We start from the raw sequence: 17,138 nt of genomic DNA on the forward strand, positions 1-17,138 counted from the left end.
GTCGACCCCGCGTGCCGGTGGGCGCTTCCGTGCCCGGCCCACCGGCACGCGGCCGCGCGCGCCCTCCCCCACCGCCCCTGCCCCGAGAGACACCGTGCCGTCCCCACGCCTGCTCGTGCCCGCGCTCGTCGCCGCCCTCCTCCTGCCGTCCCCCGCCACGGCGTCCGCCGCGACCGGCGCGCCGGTGCCGCTCGCCGGCACGTCGTTCCCCGTGCTCGTCGCCGGGCCCGACGGCCCCGCCCTGCGCGCGGTGCGCGAGGCGACCGCGCTCGAGGACGGCACCGTGCTCACCGCCACCGCCGACGAGCAGGTGACGACCGGCGCAGCCGCCGACCCCGCGCTCGGGACGGCTGCGCTGACGTGGCACGCCCCCGACGCACCCGGCCCCGTCGAGGTCGCCGTCATGCAGGACGGCACCGACCCGGCCGCGTGGCCGGCCGACGAGCCGCTCGCCGTCGAGGCGTCCGCGACGCTGTCCTGGCGGTTCCCCGCGGCAGGCACCTACGCGCTCGTCGTGGACGCCGTCGTCGAGGGCACCGACGCGCCGGTCACGGCGACCTGGACCGTCGAGGTCGCCCCCGGGGCGCCCGCGCCCGCACCGTCCGACGCACCGGCCGACCCGGGCGCACCGGCGCCCCCCTCGCCCCCCGTCGCCCCGGGGGACGAGGACGCGCCGGCTGCGGCAGGCGGCCCGACGTCGGACGACGAGCCCGCCCCCGGCGCGCAGGAGCCGGACGCGGCACCGCAGGAGCCGGCAGCCGCCGGACCCGTGCACGTCGTGGACGCCGGCGACCTGCGCCTGCAGCCGCGCCTGGGCGCCGACGGGCTGACCGTCGCGCTGCTCGACGCCGGGACCGGCGAGGACCTCGACCTCGCCGCCACCGTGCTGGCGCTGCCCGACGCCGAGGCCTGGCCCGGCGGCACCGAAGACCCCGCGACCTGGGAGTCCGTGGCGCCCGGGCGCGGTGCCGTGCACCGCACGTCCGCGGCCGGCGTCGGCACGTCGCCGCTGTCGCTGACCCTCGACGCCCACGCCCTCGACCCGGCCGCCGTCTCGGGCGCCGACCGGTGGAGCGAGGCGTCCGGCGGGGTGTTCACCCGCCTGGGGTCGGCCGACGGCCCGGGCACGGTCGCGCTGCTCGGCCACGGCACCGACCTGGCCGGTACGTCGACGGACCCCGGCGCCGCACGGTGGCTGGAGACGTCGCCGCCGGGCGGGTTCTTCACCGAACCCGAGCTGCCCGTCGCCGTCGCGATCACCGCCCCCGGCCGCCACTGCGTGACCGTCGCGACCATGCTGCAGACCGCCGACGACGGCACGGTGCACAACCGCGACGTGACCCTCACCTTCGCGGTCGGCGGCACCGACCCCGCCGCCACGGCGCCGTGCGCGCAGCCCGACGCCGTCCCGGCCCAGGCCCCCGCGCCCGTGCCGGCCGACGCCCCGGGCACCACCGTGCTCGACGAGGGCCTCGCGCTGCTGGCCACGACCGTCGACGCCGACGGCGAGCTGCGGCTCGACGTCGTCACGTCCGACCGGGGCCGCACCCGCTCCTACGACGCGGAGCGCGTCGTGCTGGCCGTGCCGGCGCACGACGCGGCCTGGCCGTGGGACGGCAAGGACCCGTCGAGCCCGTCGCACGCGGTGTGGCAGCAGGTAGCCGCACCCGGCACCCGGCTGTGGCGCACGCCCGGCACGACGCACGACCTCGGCGTGGACGAGCGCGCGAACGACCTGGTGCTGGCGTTCGAGGGCGGCTTCCTCGACGCGTCCGCGCTCGACCCGGACGGCGACCTCGGGGTGACGTGGTCGATGACGGCGGCGACCACCCCGGACGACGGCTACCTGGCCACCTACACCGCGGTCAACGGCACCCCGGAGTACCCGGAGGACGCGGCGCAGTGGGACACCCGCCCCGGCGGGGCGCGCGAGACGTTCTGGGACGCGGCCGCGTCGCCGGACGCCGGGTTCTGGCCGTTCTGGTCCGAGCGGACCCTGTGGGCGAACGAGGGCGTGACGGGCTTCGCCTTCACCGCCCCCGGCGTGCACTGCGTGAAGGTGCAGGCGGACGCGGCCCTGGCCGGCGGCGCGGCGAGCACCGCCACGACCCTGACGTTCGCGGTGGGCGTCGACCCGGACGGCGTCACGCCGTGCGCACCGCTCGACGACGACGAGGGCGACGGCGGCGGCCCCGGCGACGGGGAGGACCTCGACCCGTCCGTGGCGTGGCTGACGAAGGGTCACGTGGACGTCGGCCCGCGGGTCGGCGACGACGGCGGGCTCGAGCTCGTCACCGGTGACGAGGGCACCGTAGGCCTGCACCCGCTGGCGGACGCCGTGTGGGTGGCCCGCGGCACGTGGGCGACGTTCACGGTGACCGAGCCCGACGAGTACCAGGACCGCACCTTCCTCGGCCCGCCCGGCACCGTCTACCACGGCTTCACGCAGGGCAACTCGTACCAGAACCAGACCCTGTGGCCGGGGCTGAACACGCAGCTGCTCCCCGGGGACCCCGCCCCCTTCGACCGGGACACGACGTGGACGCTGGAGAAGGCCTCGGGCCCGGGCGACGTCGTCGTGTGGGACACGAACCGCCTCTACCTGGACTCCCGCGACGCCACGACCGGCCAGTTCCCGGTGCCGTTCACGCACAAGCACGTGAGCTGGGCGTTCACCGCACCCGGCGTCTACTGCCTCGCGCTGGGGACCTCGATGCGCGACTCGCAGGACGACGCGACGGACCGCGACGCCCGGGGGCTGCTCACGGTCGTCGCCGGTGACGTCGACCTCACGCAGGTGCAGCCCTGCGAGCGCACGCAGGACGTGCCGGGGCCCGTGGCGGCGCCCCGGGACGCGGGGACGGGTGCGACCGACGTGGCGCCGACCTCCCCCGTCCGGGTGCTGGACCTCGTGGCGACGGGCACCGGCGTCGACGCCGTGGCGCGCACCCGGGCGGCGCTCGGTGCGGGGACGGAGGTCGTGGGCGTCGAGCACGCGGTGCACCGGCTCACGGGCGGGTCGGGCGCGTGGGCGCTGCCCGCGTGGGACTGGACGACGTTCGGCCGCGCCGGCTCGTCGGCGGACGTGCGGGTGACGCTCGGCGCCGTCGACGGGCCGGGGCAGGTGTGGTTCGACGGGGCTGCGCGCCTGTCGGACGACGCGCTGCTGGGCACGCGCGCCGGTGACGCGCGGGCCGCGACGCTGTGGTCGGGGCACGTGCTGGGCTCGGCGGCGTTCGTCGACGCCGCCGGCGTGTACTGCGTGCCGCTCACGTGGTCCGGCACCGCCCCGGACGGCAGCCGGTTCACGCTGTCCCGGACCCTGACCCTGGCCGCGGGCGTCACGGGCGACGTCGTGCCGTGCGCCGACGGGGGCGAGGGCAACGACCCGGGCGACGGCGACCCCGACCCGGGCGGGGAGCCCGTGTGGGACGTCCCGCAGCACGCGACCACGCGCTCGGGCGCGACCGTGGTGACCTCGGGCCACGTGGACCTCGCGGTGCGGGTGGTCGACGGGCGACTGGCCAGCGCGGTCAAGGACGACTCCGGGCCGACGACGGTGCTGCGCGACCCCGCGGGCACGGTGCTGCAGGTGCGGCCCGAGGCCGCGACGACCGTCCCGGCGGCGGGCGCGTACGGGTTCCTCGGCGAGCCCGGGGAACCCGTGTGGATGCTGCCCGAGACCCAGCAGGAGGGGCTGCTGTGGCCGGGATGGTCGAGCGAGCTCGTCCCGTCGGGCGCGCTGGACGGCGACGTGCGCTGGACGCTGGCGGACCTGGCGGGCCCGGGCGAGCTGGCGCTGTTCCAGACGTCGGCGTTCGGCCTGCCGACGGTCCTGATGGCGAGCCGCGACGGTCTGACCACGGCGGACACGGTGGTGATCGGGCCGCGCGTGCACGCGCACGGCACCTGGGCGTTCAGCGCGGAGGGCGTGTACTGCGCGGCGTTCACGCGGACCGCGACGCGCGCCGACGGCCAGGCGCTCGACGAGCGGTTCGTCGTGGCGTTCGCGGTCGGGCGCACCGACGTGCTGGGCGTCGACCCCGGCGCGTGCTTCGGCGACGAGGGCGCCCCGGACGACGTCGACACCACGCCGCACCCCGTGGGCGCGCTGACGCCCGAGGACGGCGGCGGCGTGCAGGTGCTCGACGGCGACGCCGGGGTCGTGGCGGGCCAGCTCGTCACCGTGCAGGTGGGCGCGGACCGCGCCGGGACGTGGGTGTCGGTGTGGTTCGACGACACCCGGTGGCTCGGCTGGGTGCGCGTGGGGGCGTCGGGCGCCGTGCAGGTGCGGGTGCCGACGTCCGCGACGCCGGGCGCGCACGCGCTGGTCGTGGAGGACCGTGACGGCGCGCTGGTCGGCTGGGACTCCCTGGGGGTCCGCGCGTCCGACGGCACGCCGCCCGACGACGGCGGCAGCGACGGCGGCGACGGCGGCGACGGCGGGGAGCCGCCCGCTCCCGGGATCTGGGACGTCCCGCACGGCACCGTCAACGCCGCGGGGGCGACCGTGCTGAGCGACGGGCACGTCGACGTCGCGTCCGTGCTCACCGGCGGGCGTCTGGACACCCGCGTCAAGGACTCCACGCGCTCGACCCTGCCCGTGTGGCGCGACCCCGCGCGCACCGTGCTGCAGCTGCGCCCGTCGTCGCGCGCCACGGTGCCGGCGGCCGGCTTCGGCTTCCTCGGCGCCGCCGGGGCGACCGTCTACCAGGTGACGCAGAACCAGCAGCCGGGCCTGCTGTGGCCCGGCTGGTCGACGGAGGCGATCCCCGCCGACGCCACCCGCACCGGGGTCGCGTGGGCCCTGACGGACGCCTCCGGCCCGGGCGACTTCGTGCTGTACCGCAGCTCGGCGACCACGCTGGGGTCGTCGGAGGTGCTGATGAGCACGCGCGACGGCGTCACGGCGGCCGACCGGTTCACCATCCCGAAGGCCGCGCACGCGCACGGCACGTGGGCGTTCACCGCGGCGGGCACGTACTGCCTGGCGTTCGAGCGGGTCGCACGCCTGGCGTCGGGCGCGGTGTCGTCGGACGCGTTCGTCCTCGCCGTCGCGGTCGGCACGGCCGACGTCATGCGCCTCGACCCCGCCCGCTGCGGCGAGCAGGTCGACGGCGGTCCGGGCTCGACCCCGGTGGACGACTCCGCCGCCGGGGCGGGCACGACGACCACGGACGGCACGACGGCGGCCCGGACGGTCGCACCCGCGCAGTGCGTGGCCGGGGGCGTCGTGCTCTCGTCCGGCCACGTCGACTGGGCTGCCCGCCTGGTGGGCGGCCGGATCCAGCAGCTCGTCGGCGACGACTCCTCGGGCGCGAAGACGTACCGCGAGCCCGGCAGCGTGGTGCTGTGGGTCAAGCCGTCGGCACGGGTGGGCCTGCCTGCCGGGTACGAGCGCGTCGCCCCCGCGGGATCCACGGTCTGGCAGGTGCCGCAGACGCAGGCCCCGGGCCTGGTGTGGCTCGGGTGGAGCTCGGAGGCGCTGAGCCCGGCGCAGGTCACCGGCCCCGTCCGGTGGACGCTGGACGCGGTCGCCGGCCCGGGCGACGTGGTCGTCTACCAGTCCGGGGCGTTCGGCGGTGTGCAGGACGTCGTGCTCGACGGTGCCGGCTCGGCGTACGACGTGCCGCTGGGCGTGCACGCGCACGCGTCGTGGGCGTTCACCCGCCCGGGCGTGTACCGGCTGACGATGACGCAGGCCGCGACCCTCGCGGACGGCACGCGCTCGTCCGACACCGAGGTGCTGACCGTCGCGGTCGGCGACGTCGACCCGACCACGGCCCTGCGCCGGGGCAGCGGGTGCGGCACCGTGAGCAACGCGGCGCTGACGGCCGACGACGACGCCGCGCTCCTGCAGGCCGACCAGGCCGCGGCGGCCGCCGCGCGGGCGGCCCGGCTCGCCCTGCCGGGCGCCCTCGCCGCGGGGTCGACGACCACGGCCGGCGCGCTCGCCGACGCCGTCCGGGACCCCCGCGTCCCGGCCCTGCTGGCGGCCCTCGGTGCCCTGCTCCTGCTGGGCGGCGCCGGGGCGGGCGTCCTCGCCCGGCGCCGGAGGTCCGTGTGAGCGCGGGTCGGCGCCGGCCGGCGCGGCCCGTCGCCGGTGCCGTCGCGGCGCTGGCGGTGCCCGTCCTGGCGCTGGCGGGCTGCACCGCCCCGCCGGCGCTCGACCCGGGCGGCGAGGGCCTGCGCGTCGTGACCACCACGACGCTGCTCGCGGACCTCGTGCGGCAGGTCGGCGGTGACCGGGTGCAGGTCGTCCCGATCGTCCCCGAGGGCGCCGACCCGCACACGTACGAGCCGACGCTGCGCGACGCGCGCGACGTGGTGTACGCGGACGTGGCGTTCAGCAACTACGCGCTGCTCGAGGAGCACGCGGTGATCACCACCCTCGACGCGAACCTGCGCGACGACGCCGTGCAGGTGTCCCTGGCGGAGGAGTCGGTGAAGTACGCGGCCGAGATCATCCCCCTCGTCGAGGACGTGGGGCTGGACTCCCTGTGGCTGGGCCTGCGGGTGCAGGGCGACGGTGCGGAGCTCGGCGCGACCCGCGCGTCCCAGGTGCTCGTGCAGGCCACGGGCGCCGACGGGCCCGGGCAGGTGTACGCGTACCTCACGGGCACCTTCGGCGACACGGACGTGTACGTCGACTCCTCGGACGGCTTCGACGCCGCCGACGGGTACCGCCACGACACGTTCACCCTGCCGGTCGACGCGCACACCCACCTGTCGTGGGCGTTCACCGCGCCGGGCGTGTACCGGCTCGACCTGCGCGCCCGCCTCCAGACCGAGCCCACCGCCCGCCCCGTCGACGTCGGCGCCGGCACGCTCACCGTCGCGGTGGGCGTGCCGCCGTCGGCCGCCGGGGTCGACGACCCGGTCGTCCTCGACGCCGGGCACGCCGACGTCACCGCCGACCTGGCCACGGGCACCCTGCTCGTGCGGCACGAGCCGGAGACGTCCGGCGCCGCGCCGACGTCCGACCCCGGTCACGCCCACGACCACGTGCACGAGCACGCGCTCGACGACGTCGTCGTGGTCGTCCCCACCACGTCGCTCGCCGAGGTGCCCGCCGGGCCCGCGCACCGGTTCCTCGGCCGCCCGGGCACGCTCGTGCACCAGCTCCCGCAGGCGGTGCTCGGCAAGCACGTGCACGGCGAGATCGACCCGCACCTGTGGCAGGACGTCGGCAACGCGATGGCGTACGCGCAGCTCGTGCGCGACACCCTGACCTCCGCCGACCCGGACGGCGCCCGCCACTACCGCGACACCACCGCCGCGTACCTCGACGAGCTCGCCGCGGCCGACGCGTACGTGCAGGCGCAGGTCGACGCGATCCCGCCCGACCGCCGGTACCTGGTGACCACGCACGACGCGTTCGGGTACCTCGCGCACGCCTACGGCCTGACCGTGGCGGGGTTCGTCAGCCCGAACCCCGCGGTCGAGCCGTCGCTGGCCGACCGGCGCCGCCTCACGCAGACCCTGCGCAGCCTGCAGGTGCCCGCCGTGTTCCTCGAGCCGAACCTCGTCGCGCGCTCCTCGACGCTCACCCAGGTGGCCGACGAGGTCGGCGTGCAGGTCTGCGCCCTGTACGGCGACACCTTCGACGAGCACGTGAGCACCTACGTCCAGATGGTCCGCGCCAACGCCGACTCCCTGCGCCGGTGCCTGTCCCCCGCACCCACCCCGTGAAGGACCCCGCCGTGCACCCCACCCCCACCCCCGCCCGCCGCGTCCTGACCGCGCTCGCGGCCGTCGTCCTGCTCGCCTGGCCGGCCGGCGCCGCGACCGCCGCCACCGACGGCCCCGCGCCCGGCGACCCGGCCCTCGACCAGACCCTCGGCGCCGACCTGCGGGTCGTCGACGAGCCCGGCGTCCTGGAGGCGGGCCACGTCGACATGGGCCCACGGTTCGTCGACGGCACGTGGCGGCTGCTCGTGCACGACGACGCCGCCCGCACCGACCCGTCCGCGCCGAGCGTGTGGCGCGCGCCGGAGCGCACCGTGCTGCGCGTCGTCGACGCCGCCGTGCAGCAGGTCCCCGACGACCCCGCGTACGCCTTCGTCGGCGCCGAGCCGGGCGTCGACGTGTGGGTCGTCCCGCAGACGCAGGACCCGGACGTCGTCTGGCTCGGCTGGAACACGCAGGACCCCGAGGTGATGGCGTCGGTCGACCGGGGCGTGACCCTCGGCCTGCGGGGTGTGCAGGGCCCCGGCACGATGACGGTCTACCTGCAGTCCGGCACGTTCGGCGCCCCGCAGGTGCTGTGGGACTCCCGGGCCGCCGAGGCGCAGGACGTGTGGGTCGACGTGAACACGCACACGCACGCGAGCTGGGTGTTCACCGCCCCCGGCGTCTACCTCGTGCAGGTGGAGGTCGCCGCCGACCTGCTGGACGGCTCACGCGTCACCGACACCCAGGTGCTGCGGGTCGCCGTGGGTTCCGCGACGTCCACCGACGAGGCCGCCGCGGCGGCCTGGCAGGGCGCGGCGCCCACCGCCACGGCCGCCGCGGCGCCGTCGGGCGCCGCCGACGCGGGGGCCGCGGGCCCGGGCGGCACCGCCGCGGGTGCGGCCGGGGACGACCCGCTCGTCCCGCTGCTGGTCGGCGCGGTCGCGGTCGTCGGCGCCGGCCTGCTCGTGGGCGTCCTCGTCGTGGCCACCCGCGCCGCCCGTGACCGCCGCCGCGCGTTCGCCGCGGCGGGGACGCCGGGCGCCGACGCCCCGACCGGGGGTGCGGCATGAGCACCACGACCACCCCGGCGACGGGTCACCCGCCCGCCGCGCGGCAGAGCGCCCCGGGCACACCCCCCGCCCCGACGGCCCTCGACGTCCGCGGGCTCGCGGTCGAGCTCGGCGGCCGCCGCGTCCTGCACGACGCCGACCTCACCGTCGGGCGCGGCGAGCTCGTCGGCCTGCTCGGGTCCAACGGCGCGGGCAAGACGACCCTGCTGCGCGCCGTCCTCGGCCTGGTCCGGCCCGCCGCCGGCACCGTCCTCGTCGACGGCTCGACCGCCCGCGCCGGGCGCACCGCCGTGGGGTACGTGCCGCAACGCCACGACGTCGCGTGGGACCTGCCCGTCAGCGTCGCCGACGCCGTGCTCACGGGCCTGACCGCGCGCCTGCAGCCCGGGCGGCGCGCGCGGCGCGAGCACTGGGACACCGTCGCCCGGTCGCTCGCACGCGTCCAGCTCACCGGCCTCGCCGAGCGGCCCGTCGGGCAGCTGTCCGGCGGGCAGCGCCAGCGCGTGCTCGTCGCCCGCGCGCTCGTGCAGGACCCCGCCCTGCTGCTCCTCGACGAGCCCTGCACGGCGCTGGACCTGCCCACGCAGGAGGTCCTCGTCGACCTGTTCCGCTCCCTGGCCCGCGAGGGGCGCGCCGTGCTCATGACCACCCACGACGTGCCGTCCGCGCTCGACACGTGCGACCGCCTGGCGCTGCTGCACGGCACCGTCGTGGCCACCGGCACCCCGGCCGCGCTCGCCGCCCGCCCCGACGCGTGGACGACGACGTTCGGCGTCGGCCCGGGCTCGACCCTGCACCGCCTGCTGGAGGCCGTCCGATGACCCCCGCCGACTTCCTGGCCGACCTGCTCAACCCCGACCTGTCGTTCCTGCCCAAGGCCCTGCTCGTCGCCGTGCTGTCCGCCCTCGTGTGCGGTGTCGTCGGCACGTACGTCGTGCTGCGCGGCATGGCGTTCATCGGCGACGCCGTCGCGCACGCCGTGTTCCCCGGCCTCGCGGTGGCGTTCGTGCTCGGCGGCAACCTCGTGCTCGGCGGGGCCGTCGCGGGCGTGCTCACCGCCGTGCTCGTCGCGCTGCTCTCGCAGGACCGGCGGCTGCGCGAGGACTCCGTCATCGGCGTGCTGTTCGTCGCCGCGTTCGCGCTCGGCGTCGTCGTCATCTCCCGCGCCCCCGGGTACGCGGGCAGCCTCCAGCAGTTCCTCTTCGGCTCGCTGACGGGCGTACCCGACGAGGACGTCGCCGTCGTCGCCGTCACGGGCGTCGTCGTGCTCGTCGCCGTGGCGCTGGCGCACCGGCACCTCGTCGCCGTCAGCCTGGACCGGGAGTTCGCCCGGGCCGCGGGCGTGCGGGTCCTGGCCTGGGACGTGCTGCTGTACGTGCTCGTCGCGCTGGCCGTGGTCATCAGCGTGCAGACCGTGGGCAACGTGCTCGTGCTCGCGCTGCTCGTCACGCCCGCGGCCACCGCCCGCCTCCTGACCGACCGGATCGGCGTGATGATGGCGCTCGGCCCGGCCATCGGCGCCGGCAGCGCCCTCGTCGGCCTGTACGTGTCCTGGTCGTGGGACCTGCCGACCGGCGGAACCGTCGTCCTCGTCCTGACCGCCGCGTTCGTGCTGGCGTGGGTCGCCGCACCACGCCGTGGCCTGCTCGCCCGCACGGCTCGCCCTGCCCGCACCCCGGCCCGCACCCCCGCAGGAGCCACCGCATGAACGCCGCCGACTCGTCCCCGGCACAGTCGTCCCTGGCACCGCCGTCCCCGGCACCGTCGTCCCCGGCCCGCAGACCGGGGCGTGCCGGGCGCCGTGCCTGGCTCGCCACGAGCCTGGCGCTGGCCCTGCTCGGCGCCGCGGCGGTGGTCGGCGCGGCCGTCACCGCGGCGGACGCCCGCACCGGGGCCGCCGACGCCGGGGCACCGACGGCAGGCAGCACGCCGGGCAGCATGTCGGGCAGCGCGCCGGGGACCGCGTCCGTCGCCGGGCCGGCGCGCACGGCGGACGACCTGCCTGCGGGTGCCCTCGCCGACGCCACCTGGATCGCCACGACCGCGGCGACGACCGAGGTCCCCGAGCGCGCGCTGCGCGCCTACGCGGGCGCCGCGCTCGCGGTCGGCGCCAGCCACCCCGGGTGCGGCCTGGGGTGGAACGGGCTCGCGGCGGTCGGGCTCGTCGAGTCCGTGCACGGCACGATCGACGGCGGGGTCCTGCTCGACGACGGCACGTCGCGCCCGCGGGTGGTCGGCGTGCCCCTCGACGGCGACGGGGTCGCCGCGATCGGCGACACCGACGGCGGCCGGTGGGACGGTGACACCACGTGGGACCGCGCGGTCGGCCCGCTGCAGGTGATCCCGACGACGTGGGTCGAGCACGGCACGGACGGCGACGGCGACGGCGTCGCCGACCCGTTCCAGGTGGACGACGCGGCGCTGACCGCCGCGCGCTACCTGTGCGACGCGGGCGGCGACCTGACCACCCCGGAGGGCTGGACCGCTGCGCTGGCCGCGTACAACGCCGACGCCGACTACGCGCGACGCGTCACGCAGGCCGCGCAGGACTACGCCCAGGGCCGGCCGGCGACCGGCTGACCGGCCGCCCCGGGTCGCGTCAGCCGGCCCCGGGCGCCGTCAGCGGGCCAGGTACCCCAGCAGGTCGTGCCGGGTCAGCACGCCGACGGGCTGGCCGTCGTCGACGACCATGAGCGCGTCGGCCTTCTCCAGGGCGGCGCGCGCCTGGTCCACGGACTCCCCCGAGCCGATGAGCGGGAGCGCGGGGTCCATGTGCCGGTCGACCCGGTCGGTGAGCGTGGCCGCGCCGGAGAACACCGCGTCGAGCAGCGCGCGCTCGGAGACGGCTCCCTGGACCTCGCCGATCTTCACGGGCGGCTCGGCGCCGACGACGGGCATCTGCGAGACGCCGTACTCGTGGAGGATCTCGATGGCGTCGCGGACAGTCTCGGTGGGGTGGGTGTGCACGAGGGCGGGAAGCTCGCCGGTCTTGGTGCGCAGCACGTCGGCCACCGAGGCGCCCTGGCTGGCGGCGAGGAACCCGTACGAGCGCATCCACGCGTCGTTGAAGATCTTCGACATGTAGCCACGGCCGCTGTCGGGGAGGATCACCACATACACGGCCTGCGCGGCGGCCTCGGGGTCGGTGTCCTGCAGGGCGCGGGCGTGCCGCAGCGCCGCCTGGACGGCCATGCCGCAGGAGCCGCCGACGAGCAGCCCCTCCTCCTGCGCGAGCCGGCGGGTCATCGAGAACGAGTCCGCGTCGGTCACGGGGATGATCGCGTCCGGCACGCTCGGGTCGTACGCGGTCGGCCAGAAGTCCTCGCCGACACCCTCGACGAGGTAGGGCCGGCCGTCCCCGCCGGAGTACACGGAGCCCGCCGGGTCGGCGCCGACCACCACGACGCGGCCGCCGTCGGCCGCGGGGCGGTCCGCCGAGACGTCGTGCAGGTACCGGCCGGTGCCCGTGATCGTGCCGCCGGTGCCGACGCCGGCGACGAGGTGCGTGATCCGCCCCTCGGTGTCGGCCCAGATCTCCGGGCCGGTGCTGGCGTAGTGGCTCGCGGGCCCGTTGGGGTTGGCGTACTGGTTGGGCTTCCACGCGCCGGGGATCTCGGCGGCGAGCCGGTCGGAGACGGAGTAGTACGAGTCCGGGTGGTCCGGCGGCACCGCGGTCGGGGTGACGACGACCTCGGCCCCGTACGCGCGCAGCACGTCCCGCTTGTCCTGGCTGACCTTGTCGGGGCAGACGAACACGCAGCGGTACCCCTTGCGCTGGGCGACCAGCGCGAGCCCGACACCGGTGTTGCCCGACGTGGGCTCGACGATCGTGCCGCCCGGCTGCAGCTCGCCCGAGGCCTCGGCGGCCTCGATCATGCGCAGCGCGATGCGGTCCTTCACGGAGCCGCCGGGGTTGAGGTACTCGACCTTGGCCAGCACGGTCGCGGTCAGACCGGCGGTCACGGACGTCAGCTGCACCAGCGGGGTGCCGCCGACCAGCTCGGAGATGTGGCGCGCGTACTTCACGGGGCAGATCCTCTCATCGGTCGCCGCACCGGGCGGGGCCGTCGGCGGGCCGGGACGCGACGAGGCCCCCGCCGGGCGGGCGGGGGCCTCGTCGTGGCTGGGGCTAGTTGTCGCCGCGCAGGATCGCGAGCAGGCGCAGCAGCTCGAGGTAGAGCCACACGAGCGTGACGATGAGCCCGAAGGCGGCCGCCCAGGCCATCTTCGCGGGCGCACCCTGCTCGACGCCGCGCTTGATCGCGTCGAAGTCGATGACGAGGCTGGCCGCAGCGAGCGCCACGGCCACCAGGCCGACGGCGACACCGATCCACCCGCCCCGCAGCGGACCGAAGCCCGACGACGGGATGAAGAACGAGAGCGCGAAGTTGGTCAGCGAGAACACCAGGTAGCCGACCATGCCGATGAGCACCATGCGCTGGAACTTCGGCGTGACGCGCACCTTGCCCGACCGGAACAGCACGAGGGAGGTCGCGAACACCGCGACGGTGGCGAGCACCGCCTGGCCCACGATGCCGTCGTACGCCGTCTCGTAGATCGCGCTGATGCCGCCGAGGAACACACCCTGCGCGATCGCGTAGAGCGTGATGAGGACGGGGCTCGGGTTCTTCTTGAACGCGTTGACCAGGCCGAGCACGAGGCCGACCACGGCACCGATGATCCACAGCCCGGGTGCGAGCACCCAGGTGGCGGCCGCGGTGGCGACGAGCACGACGAGCAGGCCACCGGTCTTGACGATGACGTCGTCGTACGTGAGGCGTCCGGTGTCCCGCGTGGTGGCGGACGGGGAGCCGTACATCTGCTCGAGGGTCGCGGCGTCGGCCGTCTGCGCCCCCGCGGTGCCGTAGGACACGGCGGTGGCGCCCTGGCCGCGGCGGCGCTTGTCGTTCGGGTCCCCGAAGAGGGGACTGTTGGAGAACACGGGGTTGGTCATTGCTGCTCCTGGTCGTGACCGGCCGGGATGGCACGGGCGGTCGCCCGTGCCGCTGTCGTCAACGTACCGAACGCGGCGGGTATCCGCTTCGTTCCCACGACGGCGCTCAGTCCGTCGTCTCCGTGGCGGCGCCGGCCTTCCGGGCCGCGCGGCGGTCGGCGCGGGCCTGACGGCGGGCGGCGCGACGGTCGGCCGCCCGCAGCTGCGCGCCCTCGGTGAGGGTGTACAGCACGGGCACGACGACCAGCGTGAGCAGCGTCGAGGTCAGCAGTCCGCCGATGACGACGATCGCCAGCGGCTGGGAGATGAACACCCCGCCGCCGGTGAGGCCGAACGCCATGGGCACGAGCGCGAAGATCGTGGCCGCCGCGGTCATGACGATGGGCCGCAGCCGCTTGCGCGAGCCCTCGGTGACGGCCTCCGCCAGGTCGCGCCCGCGGGCCCGGTACTGGTTGACCAGGTCGATGAGCACGATCGCGTTGGTCACCACGATGCCGACGAGCATGAGCACGCCGATCAGCGCGGGCACGCCCAGCGGGGTGCCGGTGAGCAGCAGGCCGAGCAGCGCACCGGTCGCCGCGAACGGCACGGAGACCATGAGCACCAGCGGCTGCAGCAGCGACCGGAACGTCGCGACCATGACGACGTAGACGATGAGGACCGCGGCGAGGAGCGCGAGGCCGAGGTCGGCGAACGCGTCCTGCTGGTCGGCCGCGACGCCGCCGACCTCGATGCTCGCCCCGGCGGGCACCTCGATCGCGTCGAGGGCCTCCTGCAGGCGGGTCGTCAGCGCGCCGAGGTCCTGGTCGGCCGGCGTCGCCGAGACGGTCGCCGCGCGGTGCCCGTCGATGCGGGTGACCTGCACGGGGACGTCGACCGTCGCGACCTCCGCCACCTGGGTGAGCGGCACGAGGCCGGTGGCCGTGGGCAGCACGACCGCCTCGAGGTCCGCGACCGTGGCCGGAACCTCGCCGGCCTCGACCGTCACGTCGACCGGGCCGGTGCCCAGGTCGACCGTGCCGACCGGCTGCGGGCTCATGAGCCCGGCGACGGTGCCGACGACCGCGGTCTCGGTCAGCCCCACGGCGGCGGCCGCCTCGCGGTCGACCGTGACCTGCACGGTCGGCTGCGCGGACGCCAGGTCGTTGGTGACGTCGGTCGTGCCCTCGACCCCCTCGACGGCCTCCTGCACACGGGACGCGAGGTCCTCGAGCTCGTCGGGGTCGTCGGACTGCACGACGACGTCCACCGTGGAGGACCCGAAGGCCGCGTCGCCGCCGGAGACGACGATCCCCTCCACGCCCTCGACGGCCGCGCGCACGTCGTCCTGGACGACCTCGGGGTCGGCGTCCTCGGCGAGGGTCAGCGCGTACGACGCGCTCGGCGCGCCCCCGCCGCCGCCGAACGCCGCCTCGGCACCGCCGGCCGATCCGACGGTCGTCTGCACCGTCTCGACGCCGGCGACGTCGAGCAGCGCCTGCTCGCGCTCGCGCGCGGCCTCGTCCTGCACGGCCAGCGACGTGCCGGGGGCGAACTCCTCGGTCACGGTCAGCGTGTCCTGCCCGGAGTCGCCGAGGAAGTTGGTCTCCAGCCGGGTGGTGAGCCCGAGCGTGCCGACGAACACGAGCACGGCGGCGAGCAGCGTGAGCACCGGGTGCGCGAGCGCGCCGCGCAGCGTGGCCAGGTAGGAGCGCTGCAGCACGCCACGCCGCTCCTTCTCCTCGGCCGCCGCCCGCGCCGCGGCACCGGCCTCGTCGGCCGCGTGGTCGCCGCGGATGAACCAGTACGCGAGCACCGGCACGATCGTCAGCGAGACGAGCAGCGACGCGGCGAGCGCGACGGCCGTGGTGATGGCGAACGGCCGGAACAGCTCGCCGACCACGCCGCCGACGATCGCCAGCGGGGCGAACACGGCGATGGTCGCGACCGTCGAGGACGTGACGGCCGACGCCACCTCGCGGACCGCGGTGAGGATCGCGTCGCGCTTGGCCTCGCCGTAGGACAGGTGCCGCTTGATGTTCTCGATGACGACGATCGAGTCGTCGACGACCCGCCCGATCGCGATGGTCATGGCGCCGAGCGTGAGGATGTTCAGCGAGTAGCCGCTCAGCCGCAGGCCGATGAACGTCACGAGCAGCGACAGCGGGATGGAGATCGCGGAGACCAGCGTCGAGCGGACCGAGCCGAGGAACAGCAGGATCACCACGACCGCGAACACCAGGCCGAGCCCGCCCTCGGTGGCCAGGCCCTCGATGGACTCCTCGATGAACGGCGCCTGGTCGAACACGACCGCCACGTCGACGTCCCCGCCGAGCTGGTCGGCGAGCTCGGCGACCGCGTCCTGCGCGCCGTGCGAGACGTCGACGGTGTTGCCGTCGGGCGTCTTGGTCAGGCCGACGGCGAGCGCGGGCTCCCCGTCGAGCCGGGAGTACGACGTCGCGGGCACGGGGGCCAGCACGACGTCGGCGACGTCGCCGAGGACGACCTGCGCACCGGTCGCGGAGCCGAGCAGCGGGAGGGCCTCGAGGTCGGCGACCGTGCTGATCTCGGACCCGGCCTGGACGGACAGCGTCAGGTCGCCGTCGTCGACGGTGCCGGTGGGCAGGACGACGCCGTTGTCCTGCAGGAGCGTCTGCACGGCCGCGGGGCTCAGGCCGGCGGCGGTGAGCGCCGGCAGGTCGAGGGAGACGGTCACGGCCTGCTCGGCCACGCCCGTGACGGACACGTCGCGCACGCCCTCGACCTGCTCGAGGCGGGGCACGACGACCTCCTCGACGGCGCGGGCGAGGGCCGCGTCGGCGTCCTCGCCGTCGGCGACGTCGGCCGGGGTGCCGGCGATCGCGAGCTGCACGACGGGGAAGTCGTCGATGGAGCCGCGCACGACGGTCGGCTCGACGCCCTCGGGCAGGCTCGCGCGCCCGACGGCCTGCTCGAGGTCCTGCGCGGCGGCGTCGAGGTCGATCCCGTAGGTCAGCTCGACGACGGTGGTCGAGACGGACGTCGAGGACGTCGACGTCACGGACTCGACACCGTCGATCCCGCTCACGGCCTGCTCGATCGGCTCGCTGACCTGGGACTCGACGAGCTGCGGCGACGCGCCGGGGTCGACGGCGACGACCACGGCCGTGGGGATCTGCAGCGACGGGATGAGCTCCTGCTTGAGGGAGCCGAGGCTGTTCCAGCCGAAGAGGACGATGCCGACGGTCAGCAGCGCGACGACCGAGCGGTTGGCGAGCGAGAGCCGGGCGAGCCGGGACATGGATCCTCCGCGTGGGGTGCCGTGCGGCACGGGGGGTGGCCGGTGGGACGGCGGTGACGCTGGGGCAACGCCCGCCGGTCTCAGCGGGTTCCCGCGCCCCGCACAGCAGCCTGACAGGTGCCGCCCACGGTGGCGAGACCCGCCCGAGCGCCCCGCGGCGCCGACCCGGCGGCGTGAGGTT

The 17,138-nt window shown here is 76.4% G+C and carries 9 protein-coding genes; 6 read left to right on the forward strand and 3 right to left on the reverse strand.

From position 1 onward, the window contains the following. Window positions 1-94: 94 nt before the first annotated feature. The 6 genes from FBY24_RS02240 to FBY24_RS02265 are packed head-to-tail and all read left to right on the forward strand — an operon-like array spanning window position 95 to window position 11,324. Entirely contained in the window at window positions 95-6,067 is a 5,973-nt protein-coding gene (locus tag FBY24_RS02240; RefSeq protein ID WP_142157684.1) for a TIGR03773 family transporter-associated surface protein, read from the forward strand. After that, on the forward strand, window positions 6,064-7,692 hold the full coding sequence (locus tag FBY24_RS02245) for an anchored repeat ABC transporter, substrate-binding protein (protein ID WP_222117196.1): 1,629 nt from the start codon (window positions 6,064-6,066) through the stop codon (window positions 7,690-7,692). The genes FBY24_RS02240 and FBY24_RS02245 overlap by 4 nt, the downstream gene beginning before the upstream one ends. A gap of 11 nt (window positions 7,693-7,703) precedes the next feature. Then, window positions 7,704-8,744 carry a choice-of-anchor M domain-containing protein gene (locus FBY24_RS02250; RefSeq protein ID WP_255432170.1) on the forward strand — a complete coding sequence of 347 codons (1,041 nt, stop codon included), beginning with the start codon at window positions 7,704-7,706 and terminating at the stop codon, window positions 8,742-8,744. After that, entirely contained in the window at window positions 8,741-9,565 is an 825-nt protein-coding gene (locus tag FBY24_RS02255) for an anchored repeat-type ABC transporter ATP-binding subunit (protein ID WP_142157687.1), read from the forward strand. Before FBY24_RS02250 ends, FBY24_RS02255 begins: the two co-directional genes overlap by 4 nt. Further along, window positions 9,562-10,452 carry an anchored repeat-type ABC transporter permease subunit gene (locus tag FBY24_RS02260; protein WP_142157689.1) on the forward strand — a complete coding sequence of 297 codons (891 nt, stop codon included), beginning with the start codon at window positions 9,562-9,564 and terminating at the stop codon, window positions 10,450-10,452. Before FBY24_RS02255 ends, FBY24_RS02260 begins: the two co-directional genes overlap by 4 nt. Beyond that, window positions 10,449-11,324: a lytic murein transglycosylase gene (locus FBY24_RS02265; RefSeq protein WP_255432171.1), complete on the forward strand. Its 876-nt coding sequence runs from the start codon at window positions 10,449-10,451 to the stop codon at window positions 11,322-11,324. Before FBY24_RS02260 ends, FBY24_RS02265 begins: the two co-directional genes overlap by 4 nt. A gap of 39 nt (window positions 11,325-11,363) precedes the next feature. On the opposite strand, the gene FBY24_RS02270 is transcribed toward FBY24_RS02265, so the two are convergent. The 3 genes from FBY24_RS02270 to FBY24_RS02280 form a co-directional block, all read right to left on the reverse strand. Beyond that, on the reverse strand, window positions 11,364-12,770 hold the full coding sequence (locus tag FBY24_RS02270; RefSeq protein WP_142157692.1) for a cystathionine beta-synthase: 1,407 nt from the start codon (window positions 12,768-12,770) through the stop codon (window positions 11,364-11,366). 103 nt (window positions 12,771-12,873) lie between these two features. Next, window positions 12,874-13,698: a Bax inhibitor-1/YccA family protein gene (locus FBY24_RS02275; RefSeq protein ID WP_142157694.1), complete on the reverse strand. Its 825-nt coding sequence runs from the start codon at window positions 13,696-13,698 to the stop codon at window positions 12,874-12,876. Window positions 13,699-13,804: 106 nt separating this feature from the next. Then, window positions 13,805-16,957: an efflux RND transporter permease subunit gene (locus FBY24_RS02280; RefSeq protein WP_142157697.1), complete on the reverse strand. Its 3,153-nt coding sequence runs from the start codon at window positions 16,955-16,957 to the stop codon at window positions 13,805-13,807. Between the last annotated feature and the right edge of the window lie 181 nt (window positions 16,958-17,138).

The sequence above is a fragment of the Cellulomonas sp. SLBN-39 genome (assembly GCF_006715865.1).
Taxonomy (GTDB): Bacteria; Actinomycetota; Actinomycetes; order Actinomycetales; family Cellulomonadaceae; genus Cellulomonas.

Coding starts and splice junctions, on each gene's coding strand:
- FBY24_RS02255 (WP_142157687.1), top strand. CDS start 8,741: ATGAGCACCACGACCACCCCGGCGACGGGTCACCCGCCCGCCGCGCGG.
- FBY24_RS02260 (WP_142157689.1), top strand. CDS start 9,562: ATGACCCCCGCCGACTTCCTGGCCGACCTGCTCAACCCCGACCTGTCG.
- FBY24_RS02265 (WP_255432171.1), top strand. CDS start 10,449: ATGAACGCCGCCGACTCGTCCCCGGCACAGTCGTCCCTGGCACCGCCG.
- FBY24_RS02275 (WP_142157694.1), bottom strand. CDS start 13,698: ATGACCAACCCCGTGTTCTCCAACAGTCCCCTCTTCGGGGACCCGAAC.
- FBY24_RS02280 (WP_142157697.1), bottom strand. CDS start 16,957: ATGTCCCGGCTCGCCCGGCTCTCGCTCGCCAACCGCTCGGTCGTCGCG.